Origin of the sequence: Williamwhitmania sp., assembly GCA_035529935.1 — a bacterium.
In the GTDB taxonomy this organism is placed as follows: domain Bacteria; phylum Bacteroidota; class Bacteroidia; order Bacteroidales; family Williamwhitmaniaceae; genus Williamwhitmania.
On record DATKVT010000155.1, the window covers coordinates 1 to 26592 of the forward strand.

The following is a 26592-nucleotide window of genomic DNA, read 5'->3' on the forward strand; positions in this document are numbered from 1 at the left end:
TTCGACAAAAACTACCTCAAATCCTTACCAAATAAGAAGGGCAAGGGCGCCTTTCAGGAGAAAAAGGAGAAGAACAAGAAGGTGAACCTTGGTGGACCAGGCAGGCGCAATCCAAAGTTTGGCAAGGCTGCCCAACGCCCCGATTCCAAGCCTCCAAAGAGAACCAAACTCTTTTAAACTCGCTTAAATAAGTGAGCAGCACCGATACTACATACCCCTGGGGAGATAACCGCCGCTACAACACCTACTCCGGCTACTTCCGCCGAACCTTTGGCGGTCGGGTTCAAAAGCTCACCATTGATGCAGGTTTCACCTGTCCCAACCGTGATGGAACAGTAGGCACCGGTGGCTGCACCTACTGCAACAACGACGCCTTTAACCCCAGCTACTGCAATGCGGTAAAGCCAATTCTCCAGCAGGTGGAAGAGGGCATTGAGTTTCACGCTAACCGGTATCGACGCGCCGAGAGTTTTCTGGCCTACTTTCAGGCTTTCTCCAATACCCACGCCCCACTCGAAAGATTGAAGGAAATCTATGCTCAAGCTCTAGCCCATCCAAAGGTTATTGGGCTGGTTATCGGTACCCGCCCCGACTGCATCGACGAGGCTAAGCTCGACTACTTTGCCGAGCTGGCACAGCATCACTACGTTATTGTGGAGTATGGCATTGAAAGCTGCCATAACCAAACGCTGGAGCGGATCAACCGTGGACACACTTACGAACAGGCCGAGTGGGCCATTCGCGAAACAGCCAAGCGCGGTATACGTACTGGTGCCCACCTCATTTTTGGGTTGCCCGGTGAATCCAGAGAGGAGATGCTCAGCGAGGCAGCCATCATCTCCCAGCTGCCGCTCGATACGGTAAAGTTCCACCAGCTGCAGATTGTAAAGGATACGGCCATGGAGAAGGAGTTTATTGCCAACCCAGAGCAGTTCCATCTCTTTGGGTTGGAGGAGTACCTCTCGTTCCTAGCCAACTTTCTCGAAAGATTTAACCCGAATATCGTTGTGGAGCGATTTGTGAATGAAGTTCCACCCTGGTTCCTGGTGGCACCCAATTGGGGTAGCTACCGCGCCGACCAGCTTGGTGTAATGTTCGAGAAGTTGCTGGAAGCAAGGAATACATGGCAGGGGAAAGAGTATAGGTAGAGTAGGTTGGAAGTCGACAGCCCTAATTTGAGCAAACAAGATACAGCAAAGAGTACTGCACTGGCTTAACTCTTACTACAGCCGTGGTTAATCAGCTCCATTTTCTTTACATCGAATCCCTGCTCCGCATCGCTCCTCGACATGATAAAACTATTAATGCACACCCACAAGGGAAATGGGAAATTGCCATTTCCCTTTTCCCTTTAATGCAAATGCAGACGTTAAAATGTGTTAGCCTAGTGAACAATTATTGCTGTGCCAGTATTTATATGAAAATGTTTAACAAAAAGGGGGATAATCTCAGCATTACCAAACTGTCAATGCATGAAACGTAACAACAGTATTTTACTTGTCCTATTTCTGGGCACGCTCATGGGTGCCCTCGACATCTCCATTGTAGGTCCGGCATTACCAGCCATATCACACTCCTTAGGGCTTCACGAAAATCAGCTCTCCTGGGTTTTCTCCATTTATGTGCTGTTCAACCTCATAGGCATTGCCCCCATGGCGCGACTCTCCGACCAACATGGCAGAAAGCTACTCTACACCATATCTCTCCTCTTATTTGGTGTGGGGTCAGGTATTGTAGCCTTGGCACACAGCTTTCCATTGCTCATAGCCGGGCGAGCCATACAAGGATTTGGAGCCAGCGGCATCTTCCCTGTTGCCTCCGCTACCGTAGGCGACATTTTTCCCGTTGAGAAGCAGGGACGTGCCCTTGGACTCATTGGTGCCGTTTTTGGCATTGCGTTCATCATAGGGCCAGTTATTGCAGGGGTTCTGCTAAAATATTTCAGCTGGAATGTTCTATTTATGATTAACCTTCCAGTGGTGCTTTACCTCATAGTGCAAAGCCTCCGCATATTACCAGGGAAGCTTGTCCGGGAGCCTGTTAAATTCGATTTGCCAGGTTCCATTATGCTCGCCTTAGTATTAATTTCATTTACGCTCTGGCTAAATCCGCCAGCGTTTATGAAGCAAATAGAGCATCTCCTTACCATAGCACTACTTGTAACTTTGGTAAGCCTCGTCCTGCTTGTGATGGCTGAGAAAAAAGCCGCTGCACCCGTGGTGAGACTAACCTACCTTACAAACAAGCAAATAGTAATTGCCGGAGCCATTGCAACTGCCACTGGCTTTCTGCAAGCAGCATTCGTATTCTTCCCTAAGTTCGCCATTGCAGCCTATAACGTATCAACCTCGTCTGCGAGTTTCATGTTGCTGCCACTGGTTGGAGCAGTGGCCATAGGTTCACCAATAGGCGGTAGAATTTTGGATAAAATAGGTCCCAGACCAGTAATTACAGGTGGCGTTACACTATCTGGTATCGGTTTGGTTATGGTTTCTTTATCCCACAGCGACATCTGGCTATTCTATGGTGCTGAAGTGGTTATTGGGCTTGGGATGGCCATTCTTGCTGGCTCATCACTTCGGTTTGTAGTGCTCAACGAAACGGATAAATCGGAACGAGCTTCTGCACAGGGTATACTCACGTTATTTATTAGCAGCGGCCAAATAATTGGTTCCACCATCATATCGGCACTTGCAGCCACAATGTCAACCACCTCAGGTTATATGGTAGCTTTTGTGGTTGTTGGTGTTAGCATGTTGCTGCTCATTCCTGCCTCCATGTTACTTCACAACACAGGGCACACATCCGCAAGCGCCTAAATCAATCCAAAAATGATAAGCATGATTACAATACTGGTAACTAATTTACTCTAATTACTACACCTCCTCAACAGAACACTTTACCGCCACCCAATACTGGGTTGACTAGACTAATTTTACCTAGCCCAATTGGAATAGAAAATCATGCTTAAAAACAGTCCGAACACCACAATTCGAACTAAATCAGCATAGTTATAGTTGTCATGTTTCAATCTGATAAAAATCATATAAATAAGTATTTTATTATTATACAAACAGTTAAGACTCTATATATCCATATATCCAGACCTTCTTATATTGATATTATTGGATTTATACATACTTTAACATCGTTATTTAAATACATAACTATGAAAAGACAACTACTAAGAAACGTGCTAATTACCATGAGCTTACTTGGGATGAGCACCGCAAGTATGGCCACCGACGGCTATTTTAGCCTAGGTTATGGCACCATAAATAAAGGTTTGGCTGGTGCAGGAACAGCCTTTTATCAAGCTTCACTGATTGGCGGAAACCCAGCGGGTAACGTATTCAACTCCAGCCAGTGGAATTTGGCTGCCGCACTCTTCAATCCAAATAGGCAATACACCATCACGGGAAACCCTTCAGGGATGCCTAACACCTTTGGTTTAACACCGGGAACTGTAAAGAGCGATTCCAAGTATTTTATCATGCCTAGCGTTGGTAAAAACTGGAAAATCAACGATAAAAGTGCCCTAACCTTTGCCTTTTACGGTAATGGAGGTATGAACACCAACTACCCAACAGCAACCTTCTACGATCCCAGCTCATCATCAACCGGAGTGAACCTCGCCCAGATGTTCTTAGACGTTGCTTACTCCTACAAATTGGCAGAAAAGCATAGCATTGGTGTGAGTGGTCTGTTTGCCTATCAATACTTTAGTGCAAAAGGTCTTGCCTCATTTGGGATGATGTCGTCCGATCCAACCAACCTAAGTGGCAACGGTACCGACAACAGTACCGGTTTTGGTCTAAAGGTTGGATACTTAGGTGAACTTTTCGACGGCTTCTGGCTTGGCGCTAAATACCAAACCAAGATTTACTCCAAATCGTTTTCGAAGTATGCTGGCCTATTTGCCGAGCAGGGTAAGTTTGAAGTTCCCTCCAACTGGAGCGTGGGTATTGCCTACAACCTCACCCCAACCCTTACGGCCATGGCCGATGTAAAACGCATTAACTACAGCGAATCCAAAGCCGTTTCCAACCCAATGATGACCTCCTCTGGCATGAATCCTCTTGGTGCTGACAACGGTCCTGGCTTTGGCTGGAAAGATGTTACCGCCTACAAATTTGCACTAAGCTACTCTGGAATTAAGACCTGGACCCTGAGGGCCGGTTACTCCTTCAACAATCAGCCCATTCCTTCGAGCGAGGTAATGTTCAACATTCTGGCCCCTGCAGTAATCCAAAGCCACATTGCACTGGGTTGCTCCAAGCAGCTGAACGACAAGGGTACTGCTCTTAACTTTGCTTTCAACTATGCATTGAACAACTCTGTTAGTGGTCCAAACCCCATGGAGGTTCCTGGACAGCAAACTATTAAAATAGAGATGAATCAGGTAGAATTTGAGGTTGGTATAACCTTTTAACTAACTGCAAAAGAGAATATGGAAAAGGGCGCATGAGGCGCCCTTTTCCATTTAGTTCTCATATATCTTGCCAATTAGCTTCCAAATTGCCCGGTTGAAATTCTCGCCCTTATCTCCCGGGTAAAGTTCCGCAAAGGAATACTTTGCGGAAAGATTCGACTCAAACTTCAACTTCATGGTGGAATCATACAGTTCCCGAGGTTCAGGGTGAAACTGCAACCCTAAAACGTTGGGATACTGAATATGCTCAACAGCCTCTATCACCTTTCCATCAATGGACCAAGCGCCCACGATGAGTCCCTTGCCCAGAACCTTTACGCATTGGTGATGGCTACTAAGCACAAAGGGTCTACTCTCTGTAGCAGACAAAAGCTGCACAAGCTTTCCTCCTTCGGCAAGCTTAATTTGGTGAAAGCTACCGTGAAACAGCGTGGTGTCAGTCGTAAGGTTTGTATGGTAATTCCGATGCTGGCGGTTCGCATCCTGTTGCAATACCTCATCGGCACAAGCCAAACCGTAAAGGTCGGTAGGGATATCCTGGTAAAGCGTTCCGCCTGTAGCTACATTCATGGTTTGCATGCCCAAGCAGATACCCAGAACACCAAAGTTAGGCTTATCCTCAAGTAGCGGTCTAAACGCCGCATTTTGGCTCCCACCCAAAAGGTGAAACATAAACGACAGCTCCATGTAATGGCGATAGGGATCGGTAACCACTGTCAGCAAATTTGTGGGTTCACCATACGTGACCGGTGGAATATCGGGACCACCAAAGAATATTACCCCACGCGAATCGGTCACCAGCTGCTTAAATAGAGAAGATGCGCCATTGCTACAGTATATACTATCGGGTGAAATTGGGGTATCGATGCGCAGAAGCTTTACATTTTTCAAACCATTCTTCTTGATGAACATTTCCGACTTATGGTAATCGTATGCTTCCCGAGTATGGTAAACGCCCAAAACTTTGTATTCTGAAGAAAGAGGGAAAATGCCGCTGGTGGTTAAGTATTCAAAAGTCTTCAGATTACCAACCGTGGGATGCATTAGCAAAATCTGCCGCTGTTCGGCAGTGCCCATGGAAGCATCACCGGGCGTCACAATAAATTGACATGCTGAAAATAGCAGTAGCGCCAACAATAAAATCTTTGCCTTCATACCCCTAAAATTTTAGTATAGCAATATAGAAAAAAGGATGAACGAACGCAATTATCAATTCTTAACTAACTTAGCAGGGTTATAAACTCCATTGACATGAGTGAGCTTACAGTAGTGCGTGCCAAAGAGCGAATGAACGGCCATATACCTTACAAGATCTTTATAAATGGTGATGAAAGAGCCGCGCTCATGCCCAATGAGCAGACGCTAATCGAGGTTGATGCCAACGATAAGGTAAGGATTATAATGACCTGGAGCGGTAGCCAAGAAATCACTTTACCAGCTGGCCATGAATCATACCATATTTATGCAAAAGGGAACCTTACTTACAACATCATTGGCAGTGCAGGAGCAGCATTATTTTTCGTTATGGTGTTGGTAGCAAATCACCTTACAAATGCAACGGTAATAAAATATGTCGGTGCAGTTTTAGCCATTGCACTAATGTTCCTGCTGCTCTATATGCTTACAAAAGGAAAGTGGAGTTGGATAAAGCTCCACCTTGAAATGCAATAGCCGTTAAATATCTACCACCAATCCATCGTAGGCTAAGCAAACATTCTGGGGCAATTCAGCCATTATCTCCTCATAAAATCCCATCTGGTGCGAAATATGCGTGATGAAAGCCTTGCGCGGGCTAAGCTCTTCAACGAGCTTTAAAGCCTCACTCAATGTGAAATGAGAAATATGCTTTTGTTTTCGAAGAGCATTAATAACCAAATATTTAGTACCAACCATTTTCTCCTTCTCCTCCTCCGAAATAAAGTTGGCGTCGGTAATGTAGGTTAAATCGCCAATGCGAAAGCCGAAGACTGGCAGCTTATAGTGAAAGCAGCGGATGGGCTGCACCTTTACACCGCATACGTCAAATGGGTATCCGTCTAAATTGAAGAGGTTCATTTCGGGAATTCCGGGATACCGTTGGTCTGCAAAAACGTAGGCATACTCCTGCTTTAACGCATTTTGAACACGTTCTTCAGCATAGATATCCATGGGCTTTCGGTTCACAAAGTTAAAAGCCCTAACATCGTCGAGCCCACCAATATGGTCCTTGTGCTCATGGGTAAGTAAAATGCCGTCAAGCTGCTTTACTCTGGCACGAAGCATCTGCTGCCGAAAATCGGGACCAGCATCAATGAGAATATTAACACCGTCGACCTCCACCAATGCAGAGGTGCGCAACCGCTTATCGTGCTCATCGGTTGACTGGCACACGGGACAGGGACAAGCAATTACCGGGACGCCCTGTGAAGTTCCGGTACCAAGGAAGGTTAGCTTCACGACTCTATTTTAATTTTTTCAACTTTAACTGAAAGATATATCAGGTAGATAAGCACCACCACCGCTAGCACTGCCGAAGGTATGGCTGCCTCCTTGCCAAATAGTGTTAGTGCTGTAAATACCGAAAAGCCTGAACTTTTAATCGTAGTTAGCATTTTTTGCGTTGTGATTCGGGGAGGGCCAATATGAAGCCGCTTAGCCACCAACTCATATACACGGCCAAGCCCAAAAGTCATAACCAGTAAAACAAAGCTCACCAGCAAAAGGATTTTAGGGGTCGAAAAAAACACCTGCCTATTCATTCCTACTGCTACAAAAATCATGATTGCAAAGCCCCAATCTACCACCTTGCCCCTGATTGGCTGAACGTAACGGAACAACGGCTTGTAAAGCAGGAAACGGGAAATTATGAGCGGAATGATTACCAGCTGCACCATCATAATAAAAAGGCTATAGGAGCTAATACCCTGCTGGTTAGCAAAAAGGCTCACAAACACTGGAGCCACAAACACCGAAGCAAGAAAAGCACCTAGCACACCGGCAATGGCATACTCAACATCGCCCTTAAGTATGGTAGCAAATGGAATTATGGCAACACCTGGAGGTGCAGCAGCAATTACCACAAAGCCATAGAAAAGCTCCTTTGTTGGCATTACGAGCCACGCCAGTCCTACCAGCAAAAGCCCAAAAACAGCATAGTTGAGCAGGGCTCCCATGAACATTGGAACCAGCATTTTACCAGGATTAACTAGCGACTTCAGGCTGATACCTGTCATTGAGAAGGCCATGGTAGTTGCCAGCGCCAAAAAAGTATAGTCCTTTAAAACCGATGCTTTATCACCAGCCACAAGGCCAGCAATAACAGCAAAAACAAGTATGGAGTTTCGATTTAGTATTAAACGTTTTATAAGCTGCATCAAATTAAAGTTTGCGGGTTGAAACCGAAACAAACCACCCTTAAAGGTGTTCAAAGCGGCATGTCAAATATACCGAGAATCTTGGGTATGGGAAAACAAATAGAGCAAGATTATCCCTCAACAGAGCCTAATATGGCAAAGCGTTATAGCCACTACGATGGAAAAAGCTACATTTGTCCAAATTATTCCTATGACCGGCAAGCTTTACCTTATTCCCACCACCCTTGGCGAGGGTAATCCAGCAGATGTTTTACCGGAACACACGCTGGAAGTAGCACGTTCGCTCACCACCTTTGTTGTCGAAAATCTGCGCAGTGCTCGACGCTTTTTGAGTAAAATAGGCATTCTTACCCACATCGATCAGCTCACCTTCTTTGAGTTAAACGAGCACACTGACCTAACCACAGTAACCGCCATGATTGGACCGGCCCTGAAGGGAGTAAACATTGGACTGCTTTCCGAAGCTGGAGCTCCCGCTGTGGCCGACCCCGGTGCGCCGCTGGTGCGCCTAGCTCATAGCAAGGGCATTCAAGTTGTGCCGCTAACTGGGCCATCCTCCATTCTGCTAAGCTTGATGGCTTCAGGGCTCAACGGTCAAAACTTTGCCTTTCAAGGCTACCTGCCCGTAAAGCCACCGGAACGGCAAAAGCGGCTGCGAGAAATTGAATCCACCTCGTTTAGGGAGAAGCAGACACAGGTATTTATTGAAGCACCTTACCGGAACATGCAGCTGCTAAACGACATTCTCACCACCTGCAGCGGTGGCACCTACCTTTGCATTGCCGTTGACATAACACTTGAGTCGGAGTACATACTCACCAAAACCATCAGCAGCTGGAAAAAACCGCTACCTGAACTGCACAAGCGCCCCTGCATTTTCCTGCTATTGAAGGAGTAAGAAATACCAACTGCAAGTTATTCCCAAATTGGACCTGAGCCTAGCAGCTCATCGCCATCGTACCAGGAGGCAAACTGACCAGCCGTTACACCGCGCTGTGGTTCATCGAAAGTGAAGTAAAGCCCCTCACTCAGCATGTGTATTTTTCCCTGTTGTAGTGGCTGGCGATAGCGAATCCGAAGCTGGTAGCCTCTCGACTCACCAACCTGCATCTTCAAATCGGGTCGTATCCAGTGAATCTCATCCTTTGAGATTAACAGTCCTGAACGGTATAGTCCGGGATGCGATTGTCCCTGCCCAACATACACCACATTTTGTTCGATATCGGTAGCAATCACAAAAAGTGGCTCCAACTTCCCACCTACGTTCAGCCCTTTACGCTGACCAATGGTGTAGAACTGAGCGCCAACATGCTTTCCAACCACAAAGCCATCGTTGGGTGAATAGATGAGAGGCTTAGCCATGGCTTCCAAATCATCCGCAGCAACATTAGGAAGTAAGCTATAGTATTCCTTTGGTATTTCAATAATATGGCCCTGCTTCGACTTCAACTTTTGCTGCAAGAAAACGGGCAAATCAACCTTGCCCACAAAGCAGATTCCTTGAGAATCCTTGCGTTCTGCCGTGGCAAGACCCAGCTCCGCTGCAATTCTTCTTACCTCTGGCTTTTGAAGGTGACCAATGGGGAAAAGGGCATACTTGAGCTGCTCCTGCGAAAGCTGGCATAGGAAGTAGCTTTGGTCCTTATTGGGATCCAGTCCGGCCAATAGTTGATAGTAGGTATGACCATCCTTTGTTACCTCGCCCTTTCGACAGTAATGGCCAGTTGCCACAAAGTCAGCATTGAGGCGCATGGCCGCCTTCATAAACGCATCAAATTTAATTTCCCGATTGCAAAGCACATCGGGGTTGGGCGTCCGTCCCTTTTCGTATTCCGAAAACATATAGTCCACAACTCTTGCCCTGTACTCCTCGCTCAGATCGATATATTCAAATGGAATATCCAATTTTCTGGCAACCATTTCGGCAAACATCTTGTCGTTCTCGAATGGGCAATCCCCGTGTAGCACGCCGGTATTGTCGTGCCAGTTCTTCATGAACATACCGATAACTTCATAGCCTTGCTGCTTGAGCAAATATGCAGCAACACTTGAATCTACTCCACCCGACAAGCCGACAACAACTCTCTTCTTCATCTAAAAACTCCTATGCAAAAATTTTGCGCAAAGGTAACGATTTCAGAGAGAATTGAGCTGAAATTAATAAGGGGAAGAGCAAGCACGGAACTACTAGTACCCAACAGCCCTGAAGAAGGCTTCCAACTTATAGGGGTCGAGCTTCCCGTTGGTTCTAACACCGCTACAAATATCAAGGCCAAATGGATTAACCTCCTCCATTGCACGTCGTGCATTTTCGGGATTTAGCCCACCTGCTAAAAAAACTGGGATGGAAACTGCCTCCACAATTTTTCGGCTAATATTCCAGTCGTGTGTCTTGCCAGTGCCCCCCAACACCTTTATTTCAAGGTTGGGATTTCCACTATCCAGTAGAATGGCGTCAACATTAGGGGCAATAGCAAGCGCTTCGTCAATTGAATCCTCATTGGCAACATGAATAACCTGCACCAGCTTAACCATGGGTAGCTGAGCACGCAGCTCACGGTAGCATTTATAGCTTACGTCATCAACCAGCTGAATGGTGCTTGTGTGCACCTTCTGATAGTGATTGAGGATGGTTGTTGTAGAAGTTTCGCTGGTAAGCAAGAAGGTGGCAATTGAAGGAGGCGTTGCAGCTGCAATTTCGGCAATCATCTCATCGGCAATAATGCCGGGACCACTTGGCATTTTCCCAACTAGTCCCAACGCTGATGCACCAAATTGAATAGCCAACTTGGATTCCTTAATGCTACTAATACAGCATACTTTAACGCGAATCATTTCTAAAACTTGATATTTTTAACAAACCAATGGCTCAAGGCCAAGTTTGTTGCAATAATAACAAATGCTATAAGGCCAATTAGTAAGCTTAGGTTCACCTGCACAATCCCACAGCTAAGCATATAAAAAATAGCATAGCCAATATATGGAGCCGTAATAATGGTTGTAACTATTGCAGGGATGTACCTCCGATATATAACAAACTGAACCAAATGAGTAAGCAGGTGCAGGGCGTAAGCCATTATTACCCCTACAAATAGGTTGTACCAATCCCACTCCGCTGCAACAAATGCAATTGCCGACACAAGCACAAATTCCTCAGCAACAACCAAGGTAAACTTGCGGGTCGAAAATCCTTTAGTAAAAGTATTAAACCTAGGAGCAAGAAATGGAAATCGGGCAGCAATAGTCGATTTGTTGCGCTTAATCCAAGGCTTCATAAAAAGAATTTCCTCAAATTCGTGCAGCATAAACGCTATGGGGAAAAGCCAAATAAGCGTCTCCAATTTCATCATCTCAACCGTATTCTAATTCTTTAACGGCCTACGAAGCGTAACTATCTCCTCAAACAAACCTTGATCTAGCAGTTGTACCAACTGCTCCTTAGTTGGATTTGTAAGGTAATAATCGGTATCTCCGTCATCCTTCTTTATCTCCTTTAGCTTTACAATCTTTTGAATTCGCGCCAGCTTGTCGGTGTTATCCACGTAAAGCATCATAATGGTTACCCTGTCTCCGCTCTTGGGTTCAACCACTACCACGTTCCAACCATTATCCTCACGACTGCTGAGAAAGTAGTAATTATTATATTGGCGCAAAACGGTGCTGTCGGAGAGCTTCATATTAACATTCATGTCTCCCTTGGTCGACTTAAAGCTAAACCATCCCACGTCAACCATTAGGGTATCGTGATCGCTGCCAATAAACATTCCGGTGAGCTTTTCAGGAATTTTACTCAGATTTTGAACACCATTGGGCTGTGGGACCTCGAACCTTACCATATTGCAAGCTACCATTGTGCAGGCTGCAAGTGAAACCAATATTAATCTTTTCATTATTATAAGTTTTTGGTCAATTGAATTAGGCATCAGATTGAAAACCAAATGTAAACAAATTCTTTAAGACAAAGTATTTACAGTAGCACCATTTCAAAGTTCCCGGGCGTATTAAACCATTCCTACAAAACCTTATCATAGAGAGGTTCCCAACCTAAATACCATGAGAAAACTTTACGCAATAGCCCTATTAGCACTGCCTTTCTCGGCATGCTTTGGCCAAAATAGCGACTCCCTAGTTGTTCGCAAGCTTTTTAACTCTGCCTTAACGAGCACCACTGCCTATACAAACCTAAAAATATTGACTAGTGAAGCGCCACATCGCTTAGCGGGTTCGCCCGGTTCCTTTTTGGCCATTAAAATACTTTACAACCAGCTGAAGGCACTAAATCCAGACACTATTTACCTGCAACCAGTTACTGCATATCCCTGGGATAGAGGTGAAAAAGAGGTTGTTTATGCAACGCTAAAGGATGGAGATAAATTTCCCATGCACTCCTGTGCGCTCGGAGGTTCTGTTGGAACAGGTCCCAACGGAATAAACGCGCAAATTGTTGAGGTTAGAAGCTTTGATGAACTCAAGGCACTTGGAGCAGATAAGGTGAAAGGCAAAATTGTTTTCTTCAATGCAGCCGTTGATCCTACCATTTTTAATCCCGGAGAAGGTTACGGTAAATTTGTTTACCAGCGTGTGGCAGGTGCCTCTGAGGCAGCCAAGTATGGGGCAGTTGCTGCCTTAGTGCGGTCGGTAACCAACCAGCTGGACACCTTTCCGCATACTGGTATTATGCACTATGCCGATACTACCAACGAAATTCCAGCATTGGCAATTAGCACTGTTGATGCAAACAAACTTTCGGCACTGCTTAAGGAAAACCCAGAAACGCAGGTGTTTGTTCGCAATACCAGCAAAAATATACCACCGATTCGATGCTTCAACGTGATAGCCGAGCTACGTGGTAGCGAAAAGCCGAATGAAATAATCACAGCAGGAGGACACATCGATTGCTGGGACGTGTGCGAAGGAGCCAACGATGATGGTGTTGGTTTAATGCATGTTATGGACATAATTCAACTCTACCGTAGCTGTGGTATAACTCCCAAGCGCACCATTCGCGTAGTTCTATTCCTCGACGAGGAGATGCATCAAGTTGGGGCAAGAGCTTACGCTGCGAGTGTAAAAGAGAAGGGTGAAAAGATATACGCCGCACTTGAATCCGACATGGGAACAGATATTATAAAGGGCGTAGGTTTATCTGCCTCCCCTGAACAATTTGCAGAATTTACTAAAGTGATGAAGGTGCTTCAGCCTTACGACATCTACCAAGTTCGCAATGGCGGTGGTGGTACCGATGTTAGCTTTTTAAAACCGCTTGGCGTTCCAACCATGAGCGTAATTCCCAGCCCACAACGCTACTTCGAATTTCACCACAACGCAAAAGATACGTTTGACAAGATTGACCTTCGCCAGCTCCAAATTGGTTGTGCAGCCAATGCCGCGTTGGTTTACCTTGTCGACCAAAACGATATAATGGGTAAATAGGTTTGATTATCGTTTATTGCGAAAAGGCGGGTACTCTTGTATCCGCCTTTTTTTGAAAAAAAATATAGCACCGCATTCTTCTGAATATCTACAACTTGCCATTAGAGTCAAAAGTTTTTATTGCTATATCTTCATTTCGTAAAGGTCAAATTATTATTTTGTTGAGGATTTGTAAGTATCACTGCCCTATGTCGGCTGATGACTAGAATGATGATTTTAATAATCAAACTACAATATAACACTACAACCGAGCAAAATCCTTTTGATGTATAACCCACCCTAAAGCTACAAAGACAACTAATGAAAAAAACAGCAATCGCGTCGAGCCTAAAAATGCCCGACGCCTGGGGCTCGAGGCTTGGACTTGTTCTAGCCATGGCAGGTAACGCTGTCGGATTTGGGAATTTTTTGCGATTCCCTGTTCAAGCCGTGCAGAACGGTGGAGGGGCTTTTATTATCCCCTACTTAGTTAGCCTTGTACTTCTTGGCTTACCACTGCTTCTTATTGAGTGGTCAACCGGTCGTTACGGAGGAACATACGGATATCACTCCACCCCGTTTATCCTGAAAAAAATGGGCAGGAAGCAGATTTGGATGTATGTTGGTGTATTTGGCATTTTTAGCAACATCGCAATCGCGTCCTACTACTGCTATATGGAAAGCTGGACGATGTCATACGTCTACCACTCGGTTGTTGGAACGTTTAATGGAATGAACCAGCATCAGGTTGCCTCATTCTTTACTGGTTACCTTGACGTGACAGTTTCAACTACGGGACTCCCCTATGAAGCAGTTGTGTTTTTCCTACTTTGCCTTGCCCTTAATACATGGATACTAAGCAAGGGGTTGAGTGGTGGTATAGAGAAAGCAGCCAAAATTGGGGTTCCATTGCTCATTGTTTTTGGAGTTTTTCTTGCATATAAAGGTATTACGCTTAAGGCTGGAACTAATGGAGCAATTTTCGATGGAATCAAAGGACTTGACTTCCTTTGGACTCCCAAATTCACCTCACTTACCAATCCAAAGGTATGGTTAGCAGCAGCAGGGCAGATTTTCTTTACCCTATCGGTAGGAATGGGTAGCGTACATGCCTACGCATCCTATGTGGGAAAAAATGACGATATCGCTTGTAACTCCATGTCAGCAGGTTTTATGAACGAGTTTGTTGAAATTGTCCTTGGCAGCTCCATCATCATTCCTATTGCCATTGGCTACTTTGGCATTGATAGGGTAATTGAGCTAACCAATATGGGTGGACTTGGGCTTGGTTTTAGAACCATGCCCTTCCTATTCTCCCAATGGGGACCTGTAATGTCAGCATTATCAGGGGTGGCCTTCTTTGGGCTTCTTTTCTTTGCAGGCATTACCTCATCCTTAGCCATGGGCACACCGGTCATGGGGTTTTTCCAGGATGAGTTTAAGTGGAAAAGAGGATATGCCGCTTTGGGGTTTGGCGTCTCCATCCTAATTTTTGGTATACCCACTGTGCTCTTTTTTCAGGAGGGCGTTTTCGACCAATATGACTACTGGGGCGGCACAGTTGCCCTCTTTGTATTTGCCATGCTAGAGTCAATAATGTTTGCCTGGGTATTTGGGCTCGATAAGGGCTGGGCCGAGATCACACGTGGGGCCGATATTCAGCTACCCATTGCCTTCAAATACATATTGAAGTATGTTACCCCTGTTATTCTGATTGTCGTATTCTTTGGCTCCCTTATTCGTCCTGCCAACGATGACTGGAGCAAGCTGAGCTTCTCCGGCTGGTCTCTACACAACGAAAGTATCTTGGGCCAAATAAGGCATCAGGGCATTGGACCCAACAAAACCTACTTTGCCCACGAATTCTTGAGCGAAGTTACGGGAACTGTTCAAGGGGTTGCGCTCGAAAATCAGAGAAACTACCTAAATATTCAGGAACCAAATGGCAGCATTACCTCTTACCTAGTTAAGAAAGGCTATAAAGTTTCTGTGCAACCGGGTGAGCATGTTAATGTTGGAACACCTCTATTTGAGGGTAATGTAATTAACAATTTATTTTTCACCGATTTAGCAAGATTTCTTCTTTTATCACTCTTTCTTATAATTTGTGTTATGGTATTGCTTGCCTACCGTAAGCATAAGCTAACCAACGATTTCACCTAGTATCAACTTCGTAAAATAAAAAACATGAACATTTCGGCGCTAATAACCATGATGCTTGTTTGGGGAGTGGTAATCTACTTCACAGTCTTCTTTTTTCTTAAGATTCTAAAACCCAAAAAGTAATCCGCCCCATAAGTTCGGGCAATAATCGTTATCACCTGAGCAAAGATTTACGCCTGTTGAATGTTGAACCTTGGCAGACAATGCCAAGGTTCAATTTTTTCAATAGTACCGGCAAGGTAAAAAATGACAAAACGGAAGAATTATCTTGTGTTAAAAAAAACAAAACGCCGAAGATATGTTGGGTTTTCATACTATATTTGACCGTAATATATATTCCAAAAGTATGAAAAGCACCAATAGGCTAGCAAGTTCTCTCAGGGTAACATACATAGTTCTACTTATTAGCAGCCTCTCTTTTTTAACCATCGTCCTAACCTTTTCCAAAGAGATCAACCAGTACTTTGCCACGTCAAGTAAGGTATTCTCGGAATCAGTTATATTTAGTAACCTAGCTGCCGCGGGAGCAATAGTCGCCGGTAACTTGATGTTCTCTAAAGAAATTGCAGACATAGATGATCTGGATGATAATGAAAAGCACTTTGCATTCAGGAAGGCCATGTTTAACCAGCTTCTGCTAACAGATATTGCCCTCTTTATTTTCGGAATCTTATTGGTTGCCCTGCACAAAGGGTTGTTTATGGCTGAAACATTAGCCATTTTTGGCTATCAACTCACAAAGTTTCCAACCAATAAACGATTGGCCCGATTTCTAAAATTACCACACTAGCAACGGTTATTCCGCTAAATATTCCGCTATATTCTCCGTTACCAATTCTGGTCAAAACGTCTTACACTATGAACTAAATCGATAGGACAGTTTGATCAGAAAGATGTTGCGAGGATGGTCGTTAATCAAGTCCTGCATGTTCGGACGGAAGTTGAAGTTACCCGTTTCTGCATAGCTGTCCCGCGATTGTGACCAAACCAAATAGAGCGTCGACCCCGGGATATACTCCCAACGAATCACCAGATTGGAAAGAAACTCCTTGGTATTGAAATCTGGATTGTCCATGGAATAGTCAACATTCCCATCTCCATTTTCATCGATTGAGTAGACGTTATTCCCCGAGTCAAAGGTTATCTGTTGCGGGGTAAGAATATGAAACCGTTCATTATAATTTTTTGACTTGGTGTTGGTGGCAACCTTAAACTGGCTATACTTCACCGCTGCCACAAATGGCTGTCCCCAATACTGTATGGAGAGATCGGGAGTAATGGATACATTCAATCGAAACGAAAGATTGAACTGTTTTTGGTGTATACTAGCAAGCAGGTAACGCGACTCTGTTCCCAAAGTGTAGGAATCATAATACTGTAGTTGATTGCTACTCTCGCCATATCCCGGATCGATACTTAATGATACTTGACTTAATGGCTTGTAGGAAATAGAGGTATAAAGCCCCCACTCCGACATAAAGTTGCTGCTAATACCCCATTGGCGGTAGTAGTTGGCGGAAAGCACCATTTTCTTTTGCTGATTCGATTCACCAAATAACCAGTAGTTTAGGTTTGCCGGTGTAATAAAACTTGGCCCACCTCGGAGTAGCGACTGCGAAAGTTCATCGGCATTATAGTTGGAGCCGAATCCGGCACTCCAGAGATTTTTGAATGTTGCATTCACGTTTATGTTACCACCATAGCTCAGAAATGTTCCACCGTAATCCCACGAGTTCCACTGGTTAAAATTGAGTCCAGCACTTCGGAAGATGGAAAACGGCTCATTGATTCGATAACCCATCCAGAACACCTCCAGAATATTGTTTGCTTGGTGCATGAAACCAAGATCGTTCACCTCCAACTCTGGCGATTTCCAAGCCGAAGCCAGCATAAACAAAAGTTTTCCCGATGATTTCCCAAACTCCAACTTGCCTCCACTACCCGTTAACTGGCGTCGCGAAGAGTCGAGTCGAACATTGCTTGCATCCGGTCGCTGAAAATAGTGAGCTGATGATTCCTGTGTAGTAACAATGGCCGTTGAATCCCCTTCGACATGGCTCATGTAACTATTAAAGCTTATATACCACTTTTTATCCTTCCAGGAGTGGTGAAAGTTGATACCGGCCGTATGCGCAGAGCGATGCAAAAAGTTAATGTCCGGGCTATCAATATTCCTTATTGTGGAGGTAATCATTCCTCCCACCTGAGTATTTCCTCCGTCTAAATCCTTTTCTACCCTACCTACTGCGTAGTTGGTAAACGGCTCAACTTCAACCTGCCGTCGAACTCCATTCAAATCGATGGTAGCATTAGCTCTATCGGTAACGCTTTCCAAGACTCCAATGGACAAGCCATTGCTGCTTTTGCCCGTAATCTTGGCAGCCCCTATAATATTGGTAAAGCTGGGCATATCGATATACTCTCCATCTGCTAGATCTGGATAGTAATGCGGGCTCCTACCAATACGCCGAGGATAAAACAACGATTCATTTCCCAAGTCGCCATCACCAAACATCAGTGGAAAACTGAAGATATTTTTCCCCTCAATAAAGAATGGTCTTTTCTCCTGGCGGAAGGTCTCAAAAGCAGAAAGATTCAGCTGTGATGGATCGGCCTCCACTTGCCCAAAATCGGGATTAACCGTAAGGTCAAGGGTGGTGTTGTTGCTCAAACCTAAACGGGCATCGAATCCAGCCTTTACCGTCTCCTTGTGCCCCGATTTTAGAAATGGATCTTCACCATCCTTGGCATACTGGTCGGTTTTGGCTACAGCATAAGGTGTTATGCTTGCTGTTCGGCGTGGACTAACCTTGCCATCCCAGTTCAATATACCATACTGCGAAACCCAACCCGATTGTTCCCTACTCGCAGGCTGCCATACGCTAGACTCCTGATTTCGGTATACAATACGACAAACCTGCAGCCCCCAAACCTGCCCATCATCGGCCTTAAACCGCAATTCGGTAAGAGGAATCTTTGCCTCGGCGTACCACCCAGTACTGTCGTGCGATGTTTTCACCCACCATATTGGATCCCACGTTGGATCTTCATTTCCATCGTTGGAGATGGCATTATCAATTTTAGTTCCTGCCGCATTAACCCAAAAAGAGAAGGCTGTGCGATGGTCATTATAGCTGTCAAACTCAATGCCAGCAAGATCACCATCGCCAGCATCACGCCGACTAAGCCTCATTGAAATGCTATCGGGGCTGGTGTCTTTAGCCCATATTGCCACGTAAATAAATTCGTTATCGTAGAGCAGCTTAAAGGCAGTTTGTTGTTGTGGCCTCTTTCCCTCTGAGGGACGAAACTGCGTAAAATTGGAAACCCACTCTACCTTTGACCATGCAAAATCAGAAATTCGACCATCCACCAGTGGCGGTGCACCAATTACTCTGGTAATAACAGTACTCTTCTTTTCAAGAGGCTTGGCTGTAGCTCCAAATGTAATCAAGAGCAACAGGAAGAAAATGGATGGAATTCTCATAAAGGACTTCTATAATTCTTATCAAAAACGGAACGGCAGTCATTGTGCTGCATTGCCAATCGCTGTCCGTTGAATCTTTGATGACAAAAACAAACTTTTAGTTTAATTCCTGCCGATTATAATTTCCTCATTTGACAGAATATTGTAATTCAGGTATCAGAATACCCATTAATAATTGCTTAAGAGCAAGGCAGTAATAGGAGGCATTCATGCTTTATTGATAACCACAAAAAAATTGCTTCCTGATCAGGAAGCAATTCAATATGGGCAACGCAGGTTTGTCACCACAAAGTGCAAAATCGCACTTATCGGGCCAACTTACTGTTTGAACTTCTTATATAGAGTTACACCAATATGGCCACCAAATCCAAAGGTATTGTTCATGGCCACCTCAACTTGCTTTTTAACCGCCCCACCGGATGCAATAACTATTGCAGGGTCAATCTCTGGGTCACGTTCAGTTAGGTTTATTGTGGGAGGAATTACATCGTTTTTAATCGCAAGAATAGCAGCAATTGCCTCAGCGGCACCAGCACCACCCAGCATATGGCCTGTCATCGATTTAGTTGAACCAACCACCACGGTCGAAAGAGTATCGGCAAATACGCGTGAAATTGCCTTGCACTCGCTAATATCGCCAACGGGTGTTGATGTTCCATGTGCATTGATGTAGCTAACCTGCGATGGTTTTATCCCTGCCTCATCCAATGCCTCCTGCATCGCTTGAACAGCCCCATCACCATCGGGATGCGAAGCGGTAATGTGATATGCATCCGAAGCAGAACCATAGCCAACCAACTCGGCATAAATCTTTGCACCGCGAGCCAAAGCATGGTCCAGCTCTTCAAGCATTAATGCCGCACCACCCTCACCAATTACAAAGCCATCACGTGAAACATCGAATGGTCGTGATGCTGTTTCCGGAGTATCGTTGCGCTCGCTAATCGCTTTCATGGAGCTAAAGCCACCCAGCGCTGAACGCGTTACCGACGCTTCAGAACCTCCTGCCAGAATAACGTTTGCCTTACCCAACCTAATGGTATTATATGCCTCGCCTATGGCATGGTTCGAGGAGGTACATGCCGAAACGGTGGTAAAACTTGTTCCACGCAATCCATAGCGAATGGAAATTGCCCCCGAAGCCATGTTTGCAATCATCTTTGTAATAAAGAATGGGCTAAACCTGGGCATTTCAGGATTCTTGGCATAGGAGATAATTTCCTCCTCAAAGGTCTCAATACCACCGATTCCGGTACCCCAAACTACACCAATCTTACGAGTATCCTCAACAGAGAGGTTGAGTTTGGAGTCGACCATACACTCTTCTGCTACGGCAATGGCATACTGAGTATACCGGTCCATTTTGCGAAGTTCCTGCCTTGGAATAAGCAAGGAGGCATCGAACCCCTTAACCTCACACGCAAACCGTGTTTTGTATGGTGAAGCGTCAAAATGGGTGATAGGTCCAGCACCGCTCTTCCCAGCAATAAGGCTGTTCCAGTACTCTTCAACGTTATTTCCAATAGGAGTCAAGGCACCCAGCCCAGTTACGACCACTCTCTTCAACTTTTCCATAGCTCAGCTATTTAATTCTTCTTTATTATCAATGTTTAGAACTACCACAAATACTTACTGTTATGTAAATCATAAGTCTGAAATATTTATGCCTTTAAATCGGCCTGAATAAATCGATAGAGCGATTTAAAATCAAAATTATCCACCACTCTGCTTAGCTGCAATCCAGATACGAGACTCGAGAAAATGGCCATTGCCTTATCTCGTGCTTCTCCCGAAAATGCAAATATGCCCTTTTGACGACCCTTGTCGAGCAATTCCGTGAGCCACGAAGAGGTATACTCAACCAACTTTTTCAGTTCCAATGCGGTAGAGTCGTTGAGTGTATTAATGTCGGGACTCATGGCACCCACAAGACACAACTTTTTTTCGCGATTACTCCTGATATAAATCTTTAGAAAAGCATCTAGTTGCCTTAGCTCATCAAACTCACGGCTCTGAATATTTTCCACCATCTCCTCAAACCGTTGCAGGTTTGTACGAACAATGGCAGTGCCCAAACTCTCCTTTGATGGGAAATAGTAGTGAACAGCAGCATTTTTAATGCCCAACTCAGAAGATATGTCATTATAGCTGAAGCCATTATATCCGCGCGTGCGGATCAACGTTTCACCCAAATCCATTATTTTTTCCCGAGTAAGTGACATCCTATTTACCCAATTATTGATTATGCAAATATACTTACTAATTAGTAAATAGAAAATGTTTTTTGATAAAAATATCAGGTAGTTAGATTGTCTAAACCTCTCAAAATGAAACAGCACCCATAGTTTAACGAAGTAGCGCTGGTGGAATTGTCTTGAATCTGTAGAATGAATCTTAAAGGAACCCTATTAGTTTAGACCATTTTGGCTATTTTTGAATATTTGGTAGCAGATCATTTCTGCACTTGAGCAATTTAATATGAATGTAAAACAGGTTACCGGAATAATACTGGCTGGCGGAAAAAGCAGCCGTTTCGGGGTTGATAAGGGGCTGTTCCCATATCTTGGTAAACCGATGGTGGAATATGCCATTAATCTTTTACGCCCATTATGTGCCGAGTTGCTTATAATCACCAATAATCCAAAAGATTATACTTTCACTGGACTAAAACTTGTTGAGGATTTACATAAAGGTCTTGGTCCATTAGCAGGAATTCATTCTGGCTTACTTGCATCAAGAAATTCATACAATTTGGTGATTGGATGTGATTTACCAGAACTGCATTCTGACTTATTTCGTGTATTGCTCAATCATAAAGAGGGCCATCAAGTTGTTATGCCAATACACAATGGACTTAAAGAGAGCATGGCTAGCTACTTTCATCGCAGCAGTATTCCAATTGTAGAAGAAGCGTTGCACAATAATCGACTAAAAATATTCGATGCCATTGTTCCACTTAAAACACTTTTTCTCGACGTTGTGGGTATGCCCTTCTACTCAGAAAACCTCTTTACCAATATCAACACCAAAGCGGATATCAACTTTCATAAAAGAATTGGGGAATGACCACATTTATACCCTACAAACCACTGTCAGAAAAATGGCTTAAAGCCTCAGTGATTGGTAGCTTATGGGCTGTTGTTGAAATAGTTTTAGGAAGCCTACTGCACAATTTAAAAATCCCATTTGCTGGAAGCATCTTGTCATTTTTCACAGTTTACCTAATCATTGCCTTCTTTCAGCTCTGGAAACTTGATGGAGTAATTTGGCGCTCCGGACTCATTTGTGCTCTCATGAAGTCGCTTGCGCCCAGCTCCATAATACTTGGCCCAATGCTCGGCATTTTTTCAGAGGCGTTAATATTAGAGATTATCATTCGAAGTTTTGGGAAGAATATATTTGCCTATGGCATCGGTGGTGCACTTACCGTATTTAGTGCGCTGATACACAAAACAATCTCTCTTCTTGTTCTTTATGGATGGGATTTTGTGACCATCCTAAAAAATATCTATTTATATGCAGCGAATCAGCTGAAGATTACCAACCTAGAACCAGTAAATATACTAATTATCGTTGCAGCAATTTATCTAACAATTGGTTGCCTTGCAGGTATGTTGGGATACATCACTGGTCAACAATTTCTTAAACAGAATCACGCTGGGAAATCACCACTAATCAAGGGTAATGCCAAGAGCGATTTGTTCCCTTACACCTCAAAAAAGAATCACGCTTCACTTCTCCTCCTGTTAATTATTACCATGCTCATTGTAGGCATGGTAATCATATCACAAACCCACATTCTCATTTCGGCCACATTTACGCTCCTGTTTTTAGGTTCCATTAGCATGCGATATAAACAAAACATGAGATTTTTGAAGAAGAGAGTTATTTGGATACAACTATCACTAATCTTACTGTTTTCTGCCATTTTCTACGATGGATTCTCGTTCAATGGCCTATTACAACCAGAAGGTTGGATTGTTGGATGGAAGATGGTTTTTAGAGCAATGATTTTATTGGCAGCCTTTTCGGCAATTAGTAGGGAACTTCAAAGTCCGGTTGTTAAAAACATCCTCTGCAGGCGAGGCTTAAAGAACCTATACCAATCGCTGGAGTTGAGCTTTACAGCTCTACCGGAATTGGTGGAGGCATTTGCAAATGATACCTCAAGGTTGTTTGGATTTAAAAAGTTAACCTTTACCATGCTAAGTAGCTCCCAATCGTTACTGGAGAATTTCGTAACCATTGAAAGCAATAAGCCAACTGTTTTTATTCTGAGTGGAATGGTGAATGAAGGCAAAACTACGCTTGCAAAAGAAGTGGTATCAAACCTTCAAAAAAGAGGCATTTCTATTCAAGGCTTCTTTTCGGTTGCAACTGATAACGTAGATGGGAAAAGTTATTACGTTGAAGATATCACCACCGGCTCGAAAGAATTACTTTGCTCAGCACAACCCATTAGAGGAAACCTTAAATCGGGTCGATTCTACTTTTCCGAAGAGGGGCTAAACCATGGCCTTCACATTCTTGAGAAGGCGCTTCTTCAACCAAACCAACTGACTGTTATCGACGAAATTGGCCCCTTGGAGATAAACGACAAGGGATGGGCTCCGGCAATTCCTGCCTTGTTAAACCAACCTAAATCGACCCATCTTTGGGTTGTAAGGGAAAGACTTGTAAATGTTGTTATTAGAAAATGGAGTGTTGGAAATGTATATGTCTTCAACTTAAAAGAGGACAGCATCGATGAGATTGCAGCTTCCATTGCTAAGAACATGTTAATTGAATAGAGATAATGTTCTTTACCACTATTCCAGAAGTGTAGTTCAACTTTTTGTTCTAACCCCAATACCACTTACAAAAAAATAGAATTACGACCACATCACCTTCTTAGCGATTCACGAAATTCATTGAACTGGCCTATTAGTAAAACCTCGACGCACCAATTGGTAGCTTGACCTGAAAAAATAGGCAATTGGAACCACAAACATGTGCATGAGCTTAGTGTAAGGAAATATCATAAAGATTAAAAGGCCAGTAACAATGTGAAGCTTATAAATAATGCTATGGCCAGCAATTACAGCTCCTGCATCGGGTTGAAAAGTGACTATCTTTTGTGCCCAAATACCCAGTGCTGCATAGTTCTCAACTGATGAAGTGGCTGTCGTGAAAATGGAGGACATCCCCAATAACATCTCAAAAAGCAGTAATACAAGCAAAAGAATGTCCTGCGGTTTACCGTTTATTCTGAGCCGTCCGTCTCTTAGCCTACGTATTAACAGAATGGTGATGCCTACCACGGCCGCTGTACCGAAAATGGAGCCCAAGGTGAGCGCAAGAGCCCGTTTGGTGGCAGTTGTCATAATTAAGTGATAGAGGCGCTCGGGAGTAAAAAGCCCTACAAAATGGCCCACAAAAACCATTAATATGCCATAATGGAATAGGTTACCGCCCCAGCGTTGTCCCCTTTTTCGCAGAAATTGGCTCGATTCGGCTTGCAGTGACCTTGATGTTTTTACGATCCTTGTAATTACGCCGAACCAAAAGAGGGTCATTGCTATGTGAGGCAAGTAGGTAAACAGCAGATTGTTAATAAATAAATTCATGGCTCTACGATTTACAGTTTACACAAGGGTTTTCATTGCCAAAAGTCACAGGTTTTTCCTGATATGCTTCATCTAAATTAGTCTCAGGCATGTTCAACTCCATCTTTTTAATACGATCAAGAATAGGCTTACGGTCCGAAAGTTGAATGAGCGCATTTAGAAGGTGTTTATATGGATTGTCTTTCTCATCCAACTTTTTATGAATAAACCCAACTATGTCGATTACATCAGCTAGATATTCACTGGCTTTTGATTTGGGTTGCAATGCCAAAAATTCGAGAAATACGGGTAAATAATCTGGCAATTCTGATCGAGTAAGAGCAAGGCCCATCTCGGAGTATGAATCAATCAGATCTACCATTGCCTGTCCCCTATCTTTGGAGTCTCCGTGCACATGTTCGAATAGATAAAGCGAAACAGAGCGCGAATAATCGAAGAGCTGAACATAAAACTCTTGCCATTGGCTTAACGGCTTCGCACTAAAAACCGCTATAAAAGAGTCAATCCCTTGAATTTCTTCAGAATTGAGCAGCTGTTCCTCCTCTAGGGCAAAATTAACCTCCGGTAGAAAGTCATAAATATCCTGATTAGGATAGGAAAGCAGCAGAGAGATTATTTTGTAGGTCTTTAACATCTCACATTCCTCCAAAAAGATTTTTCAGACGACTATCCATGCTACCACAGCCCTCACCATCGGAGAAGCCACACTCAGCTTTGTCACCAAATGCATCATAGGCATACTCCCTGTGAGAGATGGGTATTACAAAGCGATCTTCAAAATCGGCGATAGCCATGTATCGATACATCTCCTCAACCATTTGAGGTGTTAGTCCTGTGTCTTGCAGTACTCCTTCATCAGCACTAGCTCCCAATGTTTTACTGCGCATATATGCCCGCATGGCCAACATTTTCACCAGCGCCTCCCTGATTGGTTCTTCTTTCCCAGCCGTAAACATATTGGCAAGATACTTAACCGGAATTCGAAGCATATCAACATCAGGAATAATACCATTTAAACCCAGTCTTCCACTCTCTACCTGTTCCTGAATAGGGGATAATGGAGGTGTGTACCAAACCATTGGCAACGTTCTATATTCCGGATGCAGCGGGAATGCCACTTTCCACTCAACTGCCATTTTATAAATCGGCGAGTTTTTTGCAGCCTGTATAACGTTTTCGGGTATACCTTGCTTTTTTGCTTCAGCCACCACCTTCGGATCGTTTGGATCCAAAAACATGTCCAAATGAGATTGGTAGAGATCTGTTGGATCAGTTGAAGAAGCCGATTGCATTATCTTATCGGCATCGTAGAGCAAAACACCAATGTATCTTATTCTTCCAACGCACGATTCGCTACAGATGGTTGGTTCCCCATTTTCTATTTTCGGGTAGCAAAAGGTGCATTTTTCTGATCGTTTGGTTTTCCAATTAAAGTAGATTTTCTTATATGGACAAGCGCTAACGCACTGGCGCCAACCCCTACAGCGATCTTGATCGATCAACACAATGCCATCCTCTTCGCGCTTGTAAATGGCTCCAGAGGGACATGCTGCCACACATGCTGGATTGAGGCAGTGCTCACACAACCTTGGCAAATACATCATAAAAACATTTTCGAACTTGGCATACATCTCCTTGTCAAGCTCATCGAAATTCTTCTCTTTGCTACGTTCCTTAAAAGTTCCACCAAGATTATCTTCCCAGTTTGGACCCTTTTCAATCTTCTCCATTGGTTGGCCTGTAAGCATAGAGTGAGGCCTTGCAGAGGGCGGGGTTACAAACCTTGCCGATGAATGTAAAATACTGTAGTTAAACGTAAATGGCTCATAGTAATCATCAATTTGAGGCAAGAAAGGATTTGAAAAAATATTCGTCATAATGGTGGGTTTGTTTCCCATGCGTGGACGAAGTCGTTCTTTATCTAACACCCATCCTCCTTTCCATTTCTCTTGGTCTTCCCAACCGGTTGGGTAGCCCATACCCGGCTTTGTTTCAACATTATTGAACCAGGCATACTCCACCCCTTTTCGGGTTGTCCAAACATTTTTGCAGGTAACCGAGCAAGTATGACAACCAATGCACTTATCGAGGTTTAAAACCATTCCAATCTGAGCCTGAATTTTCATAGCAGTAATTTTA

The 26592-nt window shown here is 44.0% G+C and carries 23 protein-coding genes; 10 read left to right on the forward strand and 13 right to left on the reverse strand.

Annotated features, from left to right (window positions below; translation table 11 throughout):
* Positions 1–191: 191 nt before the first annotated feature.
* The 3 genes from VMW01_11605 (at position 192) to VMW01_11615 (ending at position 4432) form a co-directional block, all read left to right on the forward strand.
* Entirely contained in the window at positions 192–1148 is a 957-nt protein-coding gene (locus tag VMW01_11605) for a TIGR01212 family radical SAM protein (GenBank protein HUW06895.1), read from the forward strand.
* Between the two features lie 324 nt (positions 1149–1472).
* A complete protein-coding gene (locus VMW01_11610; GenBank protein ID HUW06896.1) occupies positions 1473–2819 on the forward strand; it encodes an MFS transporter in 1347 nt (448 codons plus the stop codon).
* 350 nt (positions 2820–3169) lie between these two features.
* Positions 3170–4432 carry an outer membrane protein transport protein gene (locus VMW01_11615; protein HUW06897.1) on the forward strand — a complete coding sequence of 421 codons (1263 nt, stop codon included), beginning with the start codon at positions 3170–3172 and terminating at the stop codon, positions 4430–4432.
* A 51-nt stretch (positions 4433–4483) separates the two neighbouring features.
* Here VMW01_11615 and VMW01_11620 read toward each other — a convergent pair whose 3' ends face one another.
* A complete protein-coding gene (locus VMW01_11620; protein HUW06898.1) occupies positions 4484–5587 on the reverse strand; it encodes a gamma-glutamyl-gamma-aminobutyrate hydrolase family protein in 1104 nt (367 codons plus the stop codon).
* Between the two features lie 96 nt (positions 5588–5683).
* On the opposite strand from VMW01_11620, the gene VMW01_11625 reads away from it, so the two are divergent.
* Positions 5684–6103, forward strand: a complete 420-nt coding sequence (locus VMW01_11625; GenBank protein ID HUW06899.1) for a hypothetical protein — start codon at positions 5684–5686, stop codon at positions 6101–6103.
* Between the two features lie 3 nt (positions 6104–6106).
* Here VMW01_11625 and VMW01_11630 read toward each other — a convergent pair whose 3' ends face one another.
* Entirely contained in the window at positions 6107–6868 is a 762-nt protein-coding gene (locus VMW01_11630) for an MBL fold metallo-hydrolase (protein ID HUW06900.1), read from the reverse strand.
* Positions 6865–7785: a hypothetical protein gene (locus VMW01_11635; protein HUW06901.1), complete on the reverse strand. Its 921-nt coding sequence runs from the start codon at positions 7783–7785 to the stop codon at positions 6865–6867. The genes VMW01_11630 and VMW01_11635 overlap by 4 nt, the downstream gene beginning before the upstream one ends.
* Positions 7786–7942: 157 nt before the next feature.
* Here VMW01_11635 and VMW01_11640 point away from each other — a divergent pair, with 157 nt between their 5' ends.
* Positions 7943–8683 carry an SAM-dependent methyltransferase gene (locus VMW01_11640; GenBank protein HUW06902.1) on the forward strand — a complete coding sequence of 247 codons (741 nt, stop codon included), beginning with the start codon at positions 7943–7945 and terminating at the stop codon, positions 8681–8683.
* A 17-nt stretch (positions 8684–8700) separates the two neighbouring features.
* On the opposite strand, the gene mnmA is transcribed toward VMW01_11640, so the two are convergent.
* From mnmA to VMW01_11660, 4 genes are all read right to left on the reverse strand, one after another.
* Positions 8701–9879 carry a tRNA 2-thiouridine(34) synthase MnmA gene (gene mnmA / locus VMW01_11645; GenBank protein ID HUW06903.1) on the reverse strand — a complete coding sequence of 393 codons (1179 nt, stop codon included), beginning with the start codon at positions 9877–9879 and terminating at the stop codon, positions 8701–8703.
* A 93-nt stretch (positions 9880–9972) separates the two neighbouring features.
* Positions 9973–10620 (reverse strand): phosphoribosylanthranilate isomerase, encoded by a 648-nt coding sequence (locus VMW01_11650; protein ID HUW06904.1) that lies wholly within the window; start codon positions 10618–10620, stop codon positions 9973–9975.
* 2 nt (positions 10621–10622) lie between these two features.
* The gene (locus tag VMW01_11655) at positions 10623–11135 is read right to left on the reverse strand and encodes an HXXEE domain-containing protein (protein HUW06905.1); all 513 of its coding nucleotides are present in this window, start codon (positions 11133–11135) and stop codon (positions 10623–10625) included.
* Positions 11136–11147: 12 nt separating this feature from the next.
* Complete coding sequence (locus VMW01_11660; protein ID HUW06906.1) at positions 11148–11675, reverse strand: hypothetical protein; 528 nt, start codon at positions 11673–11675, stop codon at positions 11148–11150.
* Between the two features lie 163 nt (positions 11676–11838).
* Between VMW01_11660 and VMW01_11665 the strand changes: the two genes are divergently transcribed.
* The 3 genes from VMW01_11665 to VMW01_11675 all read left to right on the forward strand — a co-directional run bounded on the left by VMW01_11665 (position 11839) and on the right by VMW01_11675 (position 16150).
* Entirely contained in the window at positions 11839–13218 is a 1380-nt protein-coding gene (locus VMW01_11665) for a M20/M25/M40 family metallo-hydrolase (protein ID HUW06907.1), read from the forward strand.
* Between the two features lie 300 nt (positions 13219–13518).
* Positions 13519–15360 (forward strand): sodium-dependent transporter, encoded by a 1842-nt coding sequence (locus VMW01_11670; protein ID HUW06908.1) that lies wholly within the window; start codon positions 13519–13521, stop codon positions 15358–15360.
* Between the two features lie 346 nt (positions 15361–15706).
* On the forward strand, positions 15707–16150 hold the full coding sequence (locus VMW01_11675) for a hypothetical protein (GenBank protein ID HUW06909.1): 444 nt from the start codon (positions 15707–15709) through the stop codon (positions 16148–16150).
* Between the two features lie 66 nt (positions 16151–16216).
* On the opposite strand, the gene VMW01_11680 is transcribed toward VMW01_11675, so the two are convergent.
* The 3 genes from VMW01_11680 to VMW01_11690 form a co-directional block, all read right to left on the reverse strand.
* Positions 16217–18847, reverse strand: coding sequence for a DUF5916 domain-containing protein (locus tag VMW01_11680; protein HUW06910.1), 2631 nt, complete (start codon positions 18845–18847; stop codon positions 16217–16219).
* A 318-nt stretch (positions 18848–19165) separates the two neighbouring features.
* Entirely contained in the window at positions 19166–20422 is a 1257-nt protein-coding gene (gene fabF, locus VMW01_11685) for a beta-ketoacyl-ACP synthase II (protein ID HUW06911.1), read from the reverse strand.
* Positions 20423–20508: 86 nt separating this feature from the next.
* The gene (locus tag VMW01_11690; protein ID HUW06912.1) at positions 20509–21069 is read right to left on the reverse strand and encodes a TetR/AcrR family transcriptional regulator; all 561 of its coding nucleotides are present in this window, start codon (positions 21067–21069) and stop codon (positions 20509–20511) included.
* 256 nt (positions 21070–21325) lie between these two features.
* Here VMW01_11690 and VMW01_11695 point away from each other — a divergent pair, with 256 nt between their 5' ends.
* Complete coding sequence (locus VMW01_11695; GenBank protein ID HUW06913.1) at positions 21326–21913, forward strand: molybdenum cofactor guanylyltransferase; 588 nt, start codon at positions 21326–21328, stop codon at positions 21911–21913.
* A complete protein-coding gene (locus VMW01_11700) occupies positions 21910–23637 on the forward strand; it encodes a nucleoside-triphosphatase (protein ID HUW06914.1) in 1728 nt (575 codons plus the stop codon). Before VMW01_11695 ends, VMW01_11700 begins: the two co-directional genes overlap by 4 nt.
* Before the next feature lie 117 nt (positions 23638–23754).
* On the opposite strand, the gene narI is transcribed toward VMW01_11700, so the two are convergent.
* The 3 genes from narI to narH are packed head-to-tail and all read right to left on the reverse strand — an operon-like array spanning position 23755 to position 26579.
* Positions 23755–24453, reverse strand: a complete 699-nt coding sequence (gene narI, locus VMW01_11705; protein HUW06915.1) for a respiratory nitrate reductase subunit gamma — start codon at positions 24451–24453, stop codon at positions 23755–23757.
* Between the two features lie 4 nt (positions 24454–24457).
* Positions 24458–25102 (reverse strand): nitrate reductase molybdenum cofactor assembly chaperone, encoded by a 645-nt coding sequence (gene narJ / locus VMW01_11710; protein ID HUW06916.1) that lies wholly within the window; start codon positions 25100–25102, stop codon positions 24458–24460.
* Entirely contained in the window at positions 25089–26579 is a 1491-nt protein-coding gene (gene narH, locus VMW01_11715; protein HUW06917.1) for a nitrate reductase subunit beta, read from the reverse strand. Before narH ends, narJ begins: the two co-directional genes overlap by 14 nt.
* Positions 26580–26592: the final 13 nt, after the last annotated feature.